The following is a 12,307-nucleotide window of genomic DNA, read 5'->3' on the forward strand; positions in this document are numbered from 1 at the left end:
AGAGTGCGGTCACGAGGGTGTCCAGGTTCGTCGTCACAAACGATCATGGACACCCTCTCCCCGCGCCCGCAAGCATTCGGAAAGACTCGTCTAGGTCCTGTCGTCACATTCCCGTCGTCGCCCGGAGGGCGGCCTCGGGAATGTCACGACAGGGCCTGGCCCGGGATCCCCGTCCGCACCGACACCGTCGTCAGGGTGAGAGCCCCGATCGTTCACGCCACCGTGCGCAGCCCGCCCGCCGCCGCCCCGGTCCCCCGCACCAGCCGGTGTGCGCAGGCCGCCGTCAGCAACTCCCCCAGCAGGTCGGGATCGTCGATCTCCAGGCCGAGGAGGGTCTCGATGCGTTCCAGGCGCTGGTAGAGGGACTGGCGGCCGATGTGGAGCAGAGCCGCCGTGCGAGTCGGGGAGCAGCCGTGGCGAAGATGTGTCTCCAGGGTGCGGACCAGGTCGCTGGCGTGGGCCGCCTCCCAGGCCAGCAGCGGACCGAGAGTGTGCTGGACGAGCGCGGTGAGGCGTTCGCGGTTGGCGGCGATCCCGCCCCGGGTCAGCTCGCGTTCCAGGGCGAGGGCGCGGGCGGAGGTCACCAACGGGCCTTCCGCCGGGGCCCGTTCCGCGGGCGGCACGGTCAGCGCCAGCTCCAGGGTCGTACGCGCCGCACGCAGCGTCTCGCTCCAGTGCAGCCAGCCGCCGCCCGCCCCGACCGCATGGCCCACGGCGGCCGTCGCGCCCGGCTCGGCGGCCGTACGGAACGCCTGCTGCACGGCCCGGACGGGGTCGCCCGGGACCGAGGCCGGTACGGCGAGGAGGGCGAGGACGTCTCCCGGGAACGCGGCCCGCAGCACCCCGGCCCCGCCCAGCGCCCGTACCGCCCGGTCCACGGCGCCCACTCCCCGGGTTCCGTGCAGCGAGACGCCGATGAGGCGGGCGCCGGGGCCGGGGTGGAACCCGGCGAGCGCGGCCCGTGCCTCCACCTCGGGCTGGTTGAGGGCCTGCCCGTCGGCGAGGTCGGCGAGCAGCGCGGCCGCATGGTCCTCCTCCCAGGGCCCCCAGGGCCGGACGACCGTACGCCGGCCGGCCAGACCCCGGGCCACGATCGCCCGGTTGGCGGCCTCCGCGATCCGCACGAAGGGCACCACCCGGTGCAGGGCCAGCAGGGGCAGGCCACGGGCGCGGGCCTCGTCGGCCACCTCGGGCGGCATGCTCGGCAGCGAACGGCCGACCTCCACCGCGAGCCCGGCGGCACCGCGCGCGGCCAGCTCACGGACGTAACGGCGGCGGACCTCGTCACCGGCGTCGGTCAGCCCGAAGCCGTTGGTGAGCAGCAGCTCGCCGCCGTCGAGGAAGCTGGCGCCCTCGTAGACCTCGCTGGAGTGCACCCAGCGGACCGGCCGGTCCAGGGCGTCCGCACCGGCGAGCAACTCGGGGCCGGCCGCCCGCACCGGGTCGAGGGCCAGGACTTCGCGGAGGGTGAGTGCGGGCACGGGGACCTCCAGGGGACGAGCACGGGCGCTGACATTTCGTCCGGCCGCGGGTTGCCCGGAGGGTACTTTCCGCACGTTGCCCTCGTGTTTCGGCCACAGGAGAGTGAAGGCATGGATCAGCTGCAAGCACGGACCTGGCTCGCCACCGCCGTCGCCGAGGCCCGGGCCGGGCTCGCCGAGGGGGGCATCCCGATCGGCGCCGCGCTCTACGGCGCCGACGGCACCCTGCTCGGACGCGGGCACAACCGGCGGGTGCAGGACGGCGACCCCTCCCTGCACGCCGAGACCGCCGCCTTCCGCGCGGCGGGACGGCAGCGGTCGTACCGGGGCACCACCATGGTGACGACCCTGTCGCCGTGCTGGTACTGCTCGGGTCTGGTCCGCCAGTTCGGGATCTCCCGGGTCGTGATCGGCGAGGCGACCACCTTTCACGGCGGACACGACTGGCTCGCCGAGCACGGCGTGGAGATCGTCCTGCTGGACGACCCGGAGTGCGTCGACGTGATGCGCGCCTTCATCAAGAACCATCCGGCCCTGTGGAACGAGGACATCGGCGATGAGTGACACGACCGGCCCCGGCCCCCGTATCCCCACCATCGATCTGCGGCCCTGGCTCGACGGCGACGAGGCCACCCGGCGGGAGATCGCCCGGACCGTCGACGCGGCCCTGCGGACCGCCGGCTTCCTGCTCGTCACCGGGCATGGCGTCGAGGACCGTCTGCGGGACCGGGTACGGGAGGCCGCGCGGGCCTTCTTCGCGCTGCCGGCGGAGGTGAAGGCGGCCTACGCGGCGAAGGTCGGCGGGCGCGGCTGGCTCGGGCCCGGCGCGGAGGCCAACGGCTACTCGGAGGGCACCGAGACCCCGCCGGACCTCAAGGAGTCGCTGACCTTCGCGACCCACGAGCCCTTCGAGGACCCGGTGACCAACGCGGAGTGGTACGCGCCCAACGTGTGGCCGGCCGAGGTGCCGGAGCTGCGGGCGGTCTGCGAGGAGTACCTGGAGCGGATGGCCGAGCTGGAGAAGGAGCTGCTGGAGCTGCTGGGGTACGCGCTCGGGCTCGAACAGGACTTCTTCTCCCGGCACATGGACCATCCGACGTACGGCTTCAACATCAACTGGTATCCGGGGACCGAGGTCGTCGGCGAGCCCGAGCCGGGGCAGTTCCGCATCGGGCCGCACACCGACTTCGGGACGGTGACCGTCCTGGACCGGCAGGCGGGCCGGGGCGGGCTCCAGGTGTACACCGACGAGGGCGGCTGGGAGGACGCGCCGTACGACCCGGCCGCCTTCACCATCAACATCGGTGACCTGATGGCGCGTTGGACCGGCGACCGGTGGCGGTCGGGGCGGCACCGGGTGCTGCCGCCGCCGACGGACGCGCCGGGCGAGGAGCTGATGTCCCTGGTCTACTTCGGCGAGTGCACCCCGGGCACGGTCGTCGAGTCCGTACCGGCGCCGGTCGGACGGGTGGCGTACCCGCCGGTCGACTCGCACGTCTATCTGCGGGAGAAGCTGGACTCCATCACGGTCGAGTGACCGTCCGGAAAGTGATCGCATCCCTGTTTGAGGAGCCATCCGATCCGCTGAAAAGCGCGGACACGGCGTGTCCCGGCCGGACGCCGGTCCTTCCCCTAAGGTGCCCTGGAACTCCCGGGGCCCCTTACCGCGATCGGAGACGGCGTGCGCATCACCGACATCCAGCGCTGCGAGGTCCGGCCCGGACGGCTCGTCGAGTGGACGCTCAGCCCGGCGGCCGTCGAGACGGCACGGGCGCTGCCGGAGGACTCCCGGCCCCCGGCCTACATCCAGGAGTCGCACATCCGCACCGCCAGATCCGTGCGCGAGGACGGGCTGTTCGTGCCGACCTGGATCGGTACCGCCTTCGACCTCCCCGGCCGGGCCGACCTCGACACCCTCCAGGAGGCGCTGCGCGCCTGGACCGTACGGCACGAGACGCTGCGCAGCGGCTTCCGCTGGGCGGGCCCCTCGGGAAACGAACTGCGCCGGTTCACCCTCGACGCCGGTGCCGTGTCCCTGCGCCGTGAGGTGGTCGGCGACTTCACCGACGCGGACACCCTGGTCCGCCATCTCCAGCAGCGCTTCGACGTCACGGCCGACGCCCTGCGCTGGCCGAACCTCATCTACGCGGCGGTCCTGCGGTCCGACTCCACCAGCGTCTACCTGGCCTTCGACCACAGCAACGTCGACGCCTACTCCCTCCAGGCGCTGCCCGCCGAGATCCACGAGCTGTACACGGCCGGTGCGGGGGCGGTGGGCCGGCCCGCCGCCAGCTACATCGACTTCTGCGAGATCGAGCGGGCGGACGCGGACCGGATCGACGACGGCCATGACGTCGTCGCCCGCTGGCGGGACTTCATCCGGCGCTGCGACGGCACTCTGCCGCGCTTCCCCGTCGACCTCGGCCTGCCGCCCGGCGGCGCACTGCCGGCGCAGAAGATGCTGTGCGAGCCGCTGGTCGACGCGGCCGCTGCCGCCGCCTTCGAGGCGTACTGCCGGCCCCACGGCGGCAGCCTCGTCGGGCTGCTCGCCGCCACCAGCCTCATCGTCGGCGAGCTCGGCGGGCAGTCCGTGTACCGCACGGTCGTGCCGTTCCACACCCGGGCGAGGTCCCGTTGGTCGGAGTCGGTCGGCTGGTACGTCGGCGGGGCGCCCATCGAGGTCCCGGTGGCCGCCGACCTTCCGGGCGCCCTGCGGGCGGTACGTGCCGAACTGCAGGCGGCCCGGCCGCTCGCCCGGATACCGCTGGCCCGGGTGCTGCAACTGCTCGGTACCGACTTCCGGCCCACCTCACCCGACCTGTACTCGATCGTCTCGTACGTCGACACCCGGGGCGTTCCCGGCTCCGAACGCTGGTCCGAGCTGAAGACGTACGGCCTGATCCGGGTGTCGTACGGCGACCAGCTGTGCGCCTGGGTGCAACGGCTGCACGAGGGCCTGTGGTTCGCGAGCCGCTACCCGGACACCGACGTCGCCCACAAGAACCTGCGGCTCTACGTCGAACGGCTGCGCGATGTGATCACCTCGGTGTCACTGCCGGTGCCGGTTTCGTAACCAGACGGACATCACTGGCTCTGGTACGAAGCAACTCCCCCTTTCTACACTGGTGTTAAGGGGGAGGTGCCTTGCACAGACGGTTGCACGGGCGTGGGGCGCTGTTCGACGTCGAGCCGGCCGGGCTCATACCGAGAATCGTCGGGCTACGGCCGTACCAGCACCGTGCCCATCCCCTCGAACACCCCGGTGAGCTGCCGTTCGTGGTGCTGACCGGGGCGCGGGGGCTCGGCAAGAGCGCGGTACTCGGGGAGTTGCGGGACGCCTACCAGAGGCACACTCCGGTCGCGCTCGTCGACTGTGCGGAGGCGCAGTTCACGGCCCCGCCCGCGGAGCGGCCCGCCGAGTCCTGGTCGCCGGTCGCACAGGTGCTGCTGGTCGTCGCCGAGCAGCTCGCGGAACCGGTGACAGGCGCCGGGCGGATCACCTTCCCGCGTCTCATGTCCGGGCTGGTCGCGGTGGCCGCCGGAGGCTGGGGCGACGCCGACTCGGAGCGGATCCGGCGCGAGGTCGAGCGGATCCTGCTGCTGAACGAGAACGGCTCCTGGATCAGCGGCTTCGCGGGGCGGTGGGCCGGGAAGGTGGCCGCGAAGGTCGTCGCCGCCGCGACCGGCACCGGGCCGCTGGTCTCCGGCGCCATCGAGGCCACCCTGGAGTCGATCGCGGAGGGCTTCGCCAGCCGCCGGCACCAGAAGGCGTCGGTCTGGTACCGCACGTATCCCAACGCGGGCGGCCACGCACAGCGCGGACTGATCCTGCTGTCCGGGCACTTCCGGGCCGGCGGCACCTCCCGGGAGCACGCGGAACGGTATCTCGTACGGGCCCTGCTCGCCGACCTGACGGAGGCGTACGCGGGCGTGCTGCCCCGGATGCAGCGACTGGGCCGCCCACTGGTGCTGGTCGACAACGCGCAGACCGGGCCGGGACCCGGCCTGCTGGACGCCGTGCTGCGCGACCGCGCCGACGGGGCCGCCGACCAGGTGGCGTTCGTCGCCGGACTGCGCGGCGACGGCCGGGAGCTGCTGCGCAACGGCGTACGACGGGAGCTGGCCGAGGTCGCCCGGCGCTCCGAGTGGGCACCGGACGCGGCCGCACCGTCCTCACGGGCGCTGCTGGTCGCGTTACCGCCGCTCTCCCCCGACGACACCCTGCACCTCGTCGCCACCCCGGCCGCTCCCCAACTCCCACACGCCGTGCACCGGTTGACCGGCGGCAACCCGCTGGGCATCGCCGTGCTCGCGGAGGCCGCGGCCCAGCACCCGGACCGGGCCGGCGCGCTGGGCGAGCTGCTCACGGCCGAGGTGCGCCGCACGGAGGACGGGCCGGCCGCCCCGGTCTACCGCGAACTCCTCGACCGGCTGGTCCCCGAGGACCGGCTCGACGAACTGACCGTCCTCGCCGCCGCCCACGACCACGACTCGGCGTGCGCCCTGGCCGCCGCGCTGCTCCCGGACGACTTCGGCCCGGCGGACGTACGGGCGTTGCAGAGCCGGCTGGCCGGCGAGGGGCTGCCGGTCGTGCCCGGGCAGTTCGTCGGCGACCCGTTCGTACGGACCCTGCTGCTGCTCCGCCTGCATCTGCGGGACCCCGACCACGACGGCTGGCGCACCGCCCACGAGACGCTGGCCGCGTACTACACGCAGGACCGCCCGGACGGGCAGGACCGGTTCCGGCTCCACCACCAACTGGCCCTGGGACGCACCGAGTCGGCGGTCGCCCACCTCCGGGACACCTTCCCGGTCCTGGACACCCGTGCCTGGCTGCACACCCTGCGGTTCGTCGCCTCGGCCCCCTACTTCCACGCCCATGATCCCGAGGGCCGCGACTCCGCCGGACACGGCGACCGGCGGGCGGCCGTGGCGCTGGGCCGCACGGACGCCGGACAGCAGGTGCCGGACGGTGTGGATCCCGTACTGCACCTGCGGATACGGCGGTTGCTGCACGCGGTGTGGCATCTGACCGATCCGCTGGTGCTGCCCGACCCGAAGGTCGGCGACCGGCTCCGCTTCGAACTGGAGCAGCTGTCCAACCTGCGGCCGGCCGGCAACGCGCTGCTGTGGCGGGCCTCCCGGGACTGGCCCGCGGCCGCGCTGGCCGGGCGGCCCCCGGCCGACCCGGAGGACGACGAGGGCGACGACGAGCGGAGCGGGGTGGCGTGATGGCGCGGCGGGGCGTGGGCACGTGGTTGCGCGAAGGCGTGTGGGAGATCCCGCTGCGCCGCTATCTCGCCCTGCTGGTCACGGCGGTGCTGATCGCCGGCCTGGTCGTCGGGGTGCGGGCGGCCGTCCACGACGACCGGTCCTGCGCGCCGGGTGTGGCCCGGCCCGAGGGCAGCGACGAGTGCGTGGGCGTGGCGACGACGGCGTTCGACTTCGGGCATCCGCAGCTGAGGGACACGGTTCGGGCGATCGCCCGCGAGAACGCCCGCCTGAAGGCGGGGAGCTATGTGACGGTGGCGGTGATGCTGCCGTACACCGCGACGGCGGCTGCGAGCCTCGCCGACATCCAGCACGAGCTCCAAGGCGCCTATCTGGCCCAGTACCAGGCGAACCACGACTCCAACGGGGAGTCCCCGGCGATCCGGCTGGTGCTGGCCAATCCCGGCGCGACCAGCCAGTACTGGAAGGAGACGGTCACCCGGCTGGCGGGCATGACCGGCGGCACGGACCGGCTGCGGGCGGTGGCCGGGATCGGGCAGAGCACCGACGACAACAAGAAGGCCGTCAAGGAGCTGACCCGGCTGGGGATTCCGGTGGTGGGCTCGTCGATCACCGCCGACGACCTCGCCAACGGGCAGAGCGGGAAGGACCCTTACCCCGGTCTGGCGCGGGTGTCCCCGACCAACACCGACGAGGCCCGGGCGCTCGCCTCCTTCGCCAGGGTCGGCGCCGGCCAGGCGCTGCTGGTCTACGACAAGCCCGGCGACCCGTACACACGGACCCTCCAGACGTCGTTCGCCGCGCTGATCAAGGGCTCGCCCTACGAACCCCAGCCGTTCACACCGCCGGCCGACCGCAGCAAGGAGGGGACGACCGCGAACACGTTCCGGCAGATCACCAACCTGATCTGCGACACCTCACGGTCGACCGACACGATCCTGTTCGCCGGCCGGCACACACAGTTGCGGCAGTTCATCAACGCGCTGGGCGGACGAGGCTGCCAGGACCGGAAGTTCACGGTCCTGACCGGGGACGAGGGGTCGTACCTCACCGGCGAGAAGGACCTGGACCGGGACGCACTCCGGCACAATCTGTCGGTCCGGTACACCGCCCTCGCCCATCCGGACGCGTGGCTGAAGGACAGCCCGAGGACGGGGGGTTCGGCGGCCGACACGGAGACGCTGACGCGGCTGCTGAAGAGTGCGGAGAAGTCACCGGTGGGGCCGATCGGGCCGGTGGCCCTGGAGGACGGGCAGCTGATCATCGCCTACGACGCGATACGGCTCGCGGTGCACGGGATCCGCGAGGCGGTGCCGGAGGGCAAGTCGGTGCCGAGGCTCGCCGATGTGGGGTTGCAGTGGCCCCAGGTGAAGGGGTCGCTGCGGGTGGACGGGGCGAGTGGGTGGATCTGCCTTGATGTGCATGGCAATCCGTACGACAAAGCGGTGCCGATCGTCGAGCTGCGGCCGGAGGGTGGATCGCGGTTCGTGACGATCGCCTGGCCGGAGGGAAAGCCGCCCAAGGCGGAGTGCCTGCCGCCGTCGTAGGCGGGTGCGGGGTGACAGTCAGCTCAGGACATCGATCAGGCGTTCGAGTCTGTCGCGCCACGCCTGCTCCGTCTCCACCTCGCCCTTGAACTCGTGGGTGAAGCGCAGGGCGGTGCCGCCGTCCCCGTCCCGCTCCAGGTGGAAGCGGATCCTGCCGCCGCCCTCCACCGTGTACTCGGCGACCCGGTCGACATCCCAGGCCGTCACCTTGCCGGTGCCCAGGTCACCGAGGGTGACCGTGCCGCCCAGTCTCGGTTGCAGGACGTCGACCGGGGTGAACCAGGCGGCCAGGCCCTCCTGGGTGGAGAGGCTCGGCCAGACCTGGTCCGCCGGCCTGGGCAGTCGTACCAGGAAGTGGAGGATGTGCGTGTTCCCGTGGGTCTGACTGGTGCCCTGCGCGATGGAACCGGTCATGACACCAGACTGACCCGGGGCCCGGCGATCCGCACCCCAGGGTCCTCACGGACGCTCCCCCCAAGGGGTCTTACACGCCGGCGTAGGAGTGCTTGCCGGTGACGAAGATGTTGACGCCGTAGTAGTTGAAGAGCCAGCAGCCGAAGGCGAGCATCGCCAGGTAGGCGGCCTTGCGGCCCTTCCAGCCGGCGGTGGCGCGGGCGTGCAGGTAGCAGGCGTAGGCGACCCAGGTGATGAAGGACCAGGTCTCCTTGGGGTCCCAGTTCCAGTAGCGGCCCCAGGCACTGCCCGCCCAGATCGCGCCCGCGATGATCGTGAAGGTCCAGAGCGGGAAGACCGCCGCGTTCACGCGGTACGCGAACTTGTCCAGCGAGGCCGACGCCGGGAGGCGTTCCAGGACCGAGGTGGCGAAACGGCCGGGGGTGCCGCCGGTCTCCAGCTTGTCCTCGTAGGAGTCCTTGAACAGGTAGAGGATCGTGGCCACCGCGCCCACGTAGAAGACCGCGCCGCAGAAGATGGCGGTGGAGACGTGGATGTACAGCCAGTACGAGTGCAGGGCCGGGACCAGCGGCTCGCTCGCCGTGTAGAGGACGGTGACCGCGAGACCGAGGTCGAGCAGGACCGTGGTGATGAGGAAGAGCCCCATCCAGCGGACGTTCTTCCTCAGGGCCAGCAGCGAGAGGTAGATGGCCACGGCGACCGTGGAGAAGGTGATGTTGAACTCGTACATGTTGCCCCACGGCGCCCGCTGCACGGAGGCCGCGCGGGTGATCACGCCCGCGAGCTCCACGAGGAAGGCGAGGACCGTGAGGGAGATCGCGATCCGGCCGTAGAGGTCGCCCTGCTCGTCGCCGCCGTGGGCGCCGGGGCCGTCCGGCACGTCACGGGAGCCCGCCGCGGAGCGGACGACGATCTTCGGGCGTTCGAGTACGGCGGTGCCGCCGGCCTTCTTGACCGTCACGGCCGGGGTCTTCTTCGCCGTGCCCTCGGTGGTGAGCGCGTTGGCCGTACGGGCGACCCGGCTGCGGCTGCCCAGCAGCCACTCGAAGATGTAGGCGAAGAAGGCCAGCGTGTAGACGGCCATCGAGGAGTAGATGAGCGTGTTGCTCATACTCGCGAGATGTTCGTTGGTCGCGGCGGCGAGCGTGGTTGCGGCGGCGGAAGTCATCGCTTCTCAGCCCCTTCGGCAGGTACGGGGGATTCTGCGGAACGGTCGTCTTCGTCGGGGTCGGGAGCCCCCGGAGCCTGGTCGTAGAGGATTCCCGCGAGGTCGCCCAGCTCCTCGGGCACCTTCGCCGACTCGCTGCGGCCGAGGCCGGCCATCTCGACGACGGTGACGCCGTCGGGGCCCGGCACGGCCCGCACCCAGACGCGGCGGCGCTGGATGAACAGCGAGGCGGCGAGGCCGAAGATCGCGGTGAGGGCACCGCCCAGCGCCCAGCCGCTGCCGGGCTCCTGGACGATCTCGAAGCCGGCCCATTCCTTGACGTCCTTCTCGAACGTCACGGAACCGGCGCCGTTCGGCAGCTGCATGGTCTGCCCGGGCCTGAGGTTGTCGCGCAGCTGCTGCCCGCTGGAGTCCTTGAACTCCGTCATGTGGGTCTTGTCGAGCTGGTACACGCTCTGCGGGATGCCCGAGTCGACGCCGAGATCACCGTGGTACGGCATCAGGTTCAGCACCGGGTTGTTCAGCGCCGGGAACGTGGACAGGACGGAGGAGCCACCGCCGTAGGTCGGCAGGAAGAACGCCGAGATGCCGAGCTGCTCGCTGACGCCCTTGGCGTTCTTGTAGCCGTCCATCACCTTGACCACGCCCTGGGAGGTGACGTTGGCGTCGAGCGGGAGCAGCGGGACGGCGTCGTGGTAGACGACGTTGCCCTTGCCGTCGCGGACCGTGATGACCGGGGCGTAGCCGTGGCTGACGAGGTAGACCTTCGAGTCGCTGATGTGCAGCGGCTCGTTGACCTTGATGGTGGTCTTCTTCGTCTTGCCGTACGCGCCCTCGTTGTAGGTGATGTCCGCCGCGAAGGAAGTCGCGGTGCCCTTGCTGGGGCCGCTGGTCTGGTAGACGGCGTGGAAGTTCTTCAGGTCGAAGCTGAACGGCACCAGGTCGTCGGTGCTGAACAGGGAGCCGGACTTGAAGTCGTCGTACTGGAGGATCGAGTTGGCGAACCCGTCGCCCTCGACGACCAGCTTGGTGCCGTCCGACTTGTACATCTGGCCGGAGGCGAAGGAGATGAGCAGCACGATCAGCGCGATGTGGAAGGCGAGGTTGCCGAACTCGCGGACATAGCCCTTCTCCGCGGCGACCGCTTCCCCGACGAGGTGGGCGCGGAAGCGCCGCCTCTTCAGCAGCTTCAGCGCCGCCTCACGGACCTCCTCGGGCTTCGCCTCGGTCCGCCAGGTCGTGTACGCCGGCAGCCGGTCCAGCCGCCTGGGCGCGCCCGGCGGACGGCCGCGCAGCTGGCCCACGAACTGCCAGGCGCGCGGGATGATGCAGCCGACGAGGGAGACGAACAGCAGGATGTAGATCGCCGAGAACCACACCGAGCTGTAGACGTGGAACAGGCCGAGCTTGTCGTAGATCGGCGACAGCGTCTTGTGGGCCTTGCGGAAGTCGTCGACCTTGGAGATGTCGGCCCCGGACTGCGGGATCAGCGAGCCGGGGATCGCGCCCAGCGACAGCAGCAGGAGCAGCAGCAGCGCGACCCGCATGGAGGTCAGCTGCCGCCAGAACCAGCGGGCCCAGCCGACGACACCGATCCCGGGGAGGATCGGCGGCTCGTCCTGGGAGGGCGCGGTGGAGAGCTGGGAGCCGGCCGCGCCGAGGTCCTGATCGTCGGAGGCGTTCGTGGAAGTCGTGCTCATCGATCAGATCCCTACAGTGAAGCCGTCGGACCAGCCCTGCATCTCCTGTACGAGGCTGTCCCAGGCCCCGGTCAGCAGCAGCACACCGGTCACGATCATCATCGTGCCGCCGATGCGCATCACCCAGACATAGTGGCGCTTGACCCAGCCGAAGGCACCGAGCGCCTTGCGGAAGGCGACCGCGGCGAGCACGAAGGGCACGCCGAGGCCGACGCAGTACGCGACCGTCAGTATGGCGCCGCGTCCCGCGCTCGCCTGGTTGAAGGACAGGGCCGTGACGGAGGCCAGGGTCGGGCCGATGCACGGGGTCCAGCCGATGCCGAACAGCGCGCCGAGCACCGGTGCCCCTATCAGACCGGCCACCGGCCGCCGGTGGAAGCGGAACTCCCGCTGGGTGAGCCAGGGCATCAGCCCCATGAAGAACACACCCATGACGATCATGAGCACACCGAGCACCTTGCTGAGGGTGCCGGAGTGCTCTTGGAGGTTCTGACCGAAGTAGCCGAACAGCGCCCCGCCCGACACGAACACGACGGTGAAGCCGAGCACGAAGAGGGAGGCGCCGACCACCATCCGACCGCGTCTGGCGTCGGCCAGGTCGGTGCCGGCGACCCCGGTGACGTAGGACAGGTATCCGGGCACAAGGGGCAGCACGCACGGCGAGAAGAAGGAGACCAGTCCGCCGAGCAGCGCGATCGGCAGGGCGATCAGCAGGGCGCCGTTCATGACCGTGCCGTTGGTGCCCGTCGCGGCGGCGAGCATCAG

General features: G+C 71.4%; 10 protein-coding genes. 5 read left to right on the forward strand and 5 right to left on the reverse strand.

The window, feature by feature from the left end:
- Positions 1 to 212 precede the first annotated feature (212 nt).
- On the reverse strand, positions 213 to 1,481 hold the full coding sequence (locus ABTY98_RS34235) for a PucR family transcriptional regulator (protein WP_352224990.1): 1,269 nt from the start codon (positions 1,479 to 1,481) through the stop codon (positions 213 to 215).
- Positions 1,482 to 1,592: 111 nt separating this feature from the next.
- Between ABTY98_RS34235 and ABTY98_RS34240 the strand changes: the two genes are divergently transcribed.
- From ABTY98_RS34240 to ABTY98_RS34260, 5 genes are all read left to right on the forward strand, one after another.
- Positions 1,593 to 2,045, forward strand: coding sequence for a nucleoside deaminase (locus ABTY98_RS34240; RefSeq protein WP_352224991.1), 453 nt, complete (start codon positions 1,593 to 1,595; stop codon positions 2,043 to 2,045).
- The gene (locus ABTY98_RS34245; RefSeq protein WP_352224992.1) at positions 2,038 to 3,018 is read left to right on the forward strand and encodes an isopenicillin N synthase family dioxygenase; all 981 of its coding nucleotides are present in this window, start codon (positions 2,038 to 2,040) and stop codon (positions 3,016 to 3,018) included. The genes ABTY98_RS34240 and ABTY98_RS34245 overlap by 8 nt, the downstream gene beginning before the upstream one ends.
- 144 nt (positions 3,019 to 3,162) lie before the next feature.
- The gene (locus ABTY98_RS34250) at positions 3,163 to 4,554 is read left to right on the forward strand and encodes a condensation domain-containing protein (RefSeq protein WP_352224994.1); all 1,392 of its coding nucleotides are present in this window, start codon (positions 3,163 to 3,165) and stop codon (positions 4,552 to 4,554) included.
- Positions 4,555 to 4,625: 71 nt separating this feature from the next.
- On the forward strand, positions 4,626 to 6,713 hold the full coding sequence (locus ABTY98_RS34255) for an amino acid adenylation domain-containing protein (protein WP_352224995.1): 2,088 nt from the start codon (positions 4,626 to 4,628) through the stop codon (positions 6,711 to 6,713).
- Complete coding sequence (locus tag ABTY98_RS34260; RefSeq protein ID WP_352224997.1) at positions 6,713 to 8,260, forward strand: type 1 periplasmic-binding domain-containing protein; 1,548 nt, start codon at positions 6,713 to 6,715, stop codon at positions 8,258 to 8,260. Before ABTY98_RS34255 ends, ABTY98_RS34260 begins: the two co-directional genes overlap by 1 nt.
- 18 nt (positions 8,261 to 8,278) lie before the next feature.
- Here the strand turns inward: ABTY98_RS34260 and ABTY98_RS34265 are convergent, their stop codons facing one another.
- The 4 genes from ABTY98_RS34265 to ABTY98_RS34280 form a co-directional block, all read right to left on the reverse strand.
- The gene (locus ABTY98_RS34265; protein WP_352224998.1) at positions 8,279 to 8,674 is read right to left on the reverse strand and encodes an SRPBCC domain-containing protein; all 396 of its coding nucleotides are present in this window, start codon (positions 8,672 to 8,674) and stop codon (positions 8,279 to 8,281) included.
- A gap of 70 nt (positions 8,675 to 8,744) precedes the next feature.
- A complete protein-coding gene (gene ccsB, locus ABTY98_RS34270; RefSeq protein ID WP_352225000.1) occupies positions 8,745 to 9,842 on the reverse strand; it encodes a c-type cytochrome biogenesis protein CcsB in 1,098 nt (365 codons plus the stop codon).
- Positions 9,839 to 11,542: a cytochrome c biogenesis protein ResB gene (gene resB / locus ABTY98_RS34275; protein ID WP_352225001.1), complete on the reverse strand. Its 1,704-nt coding sequence runs from the start codon at positions 11,540 to 11,542 to the stop codon at positions 9,839 to 9,841. The genes ccsB and resB overlap by 4 nt, the downstream gene beginning before the upstream one ends.
- Before the next feature lie 3 nt (positions 11,543 to 11,545).
- A complete protein-coding gene (locus ABTY98_RS34280) occupies positions 11,546 to 12,304 on the reverse strand; it encodes a cytochrome c biogenesis CcdA family protein (RefSeq protein WP_352225067.1) in 759 nt (252 codons plus the stop codon).
- Positions 12,305 to 12,307: the final 3 nt, after the last annotated feature.

The sequence above is a fragment of the Streptomyces sp. NPDC096040 genome (assembly GCF_040303265.1).
Lineage (GTDB): Bacteria > Actinomycetota > Actinomycetes > Streptomycetales > Streptomycetaceae > Streptomyces.